A 1292-nucleotide genomic window follows, 5' to 3' on the forward strand; every position below is an offset into this window, starting at 1 on the left:
GATGGTCAAACGTATAGCAGTGCAAATACAGAAACAGCGACAGTCACTTACGGAGATCCTTACTCTTATGATGGTGGTTTTGAAATCGCATCTTTAGAATATAACTGGACTAAAGTAAGCGACGGATCAACGGAAAGCTCAGCGGCGGAGTTAAGTATTCCTTCAATGACAAGTGACAATGCGGATAGCTATAGATTAAATATCACTTCAACTTCTATCACTGGGCTAACCATCTTCACAAAACAGATCGACTTATTATTTACATTAGGACAAGAAGATTCAGTAGCACTATACAACTTATTCGTCGAGTTAGGTACAACGCCTGACAAGGCAACAGAAATGCGTGATTGGGTAGATAATGATGGAAAATCAGTAGCGACTCAAATTGACAATTACGGTAGAGTGATCGATCTTGATCTTTCGGATAGAGATTTAACAAGCTTACCGACGAGTCTGACGATTGCAAACTTTGGCTACCTTGAAACAGTAAACCTATCTGACAACCAATTGGAAGATGTAGCTCTTACTTCTTTCGATAATGCCAATGATCAGAAAACGCAGTTCAATGTTGATAATAACCTCCTATTCTTCGATGAACTGATTGAAAATAGCGAGTACATCAGCAGTTATGCAGGTCAAACGTATAGCAGTGCAGATACAGAAACAGCGACAGTCACTTTTGGAGCTCCTTACTCTTACGATGGTGGATTTGAAATCTCCTCGTTAGAATATAACTGGACTAAAGTTAGTGACGGTTCTACGGAAAGTTCGGCTGCAGAGTTAAGCATTCCTTCAATGACAAGTGACAACGCAGACAGCTATAGATTAGATATTACTTCTACATCAATCACTGGGCTAACCATTTTCACGAAGCAAATTGACCTATTATTTACATTAGGGCAAGAAGATTCTGTTGCACTATACAATCTATTTGTGGAGTTAGGAACTACACCTGATAAAGCAATAGAAATGCGTGATTGGGTAGATAACGACGGTAATCCGGTGGCTACTCAGATTGACAACTATGGTAGAGTGATCGATCTCGATCTTTCGAATAGAGATTTAACAAGCTTGCCGACGAGTCTGACGATTGGAAACTTTGGTTACTTAGAAACTGTAAATCTATCTGACAACCAATTGGAAGATGTGGCACTTACTTCATTTGATAATGCCAATGATCAGAAAACGCAATTCAATGTTGATAATAACCTCCTCTTCTTCGATGAACTTATTGATAATAGTGAATACATCAGCAGTTATGATGGTCAAACCTATAGCGGTGCAGATACGGA

Annotated in this window: 1 protein-coding gene; it reads left to right on the forward strand. The window is 39.2% G+C overall.

The genetic code is table 11. The annotated features are described in order from the left end of the window. A partial coding sequence (locus tag IC221_RS29155) for a hypothetical protein (RefSeq protein WP_188172307.1) occupies positions 1–1292 on the forward strand: 1292 nt, incomplete at both ends.

Origin of the sequence: Flammeovirga sp. EKP202 (assembly GCF_014534745.1) — a bacterium.
In the GTDB taxonomy this organism is placed as follows: domain Bacteria; phylum Bacteroidota; class Bacteroidia; order Cytophagales; family Flammeovirgaceae; genus Flammeovirga.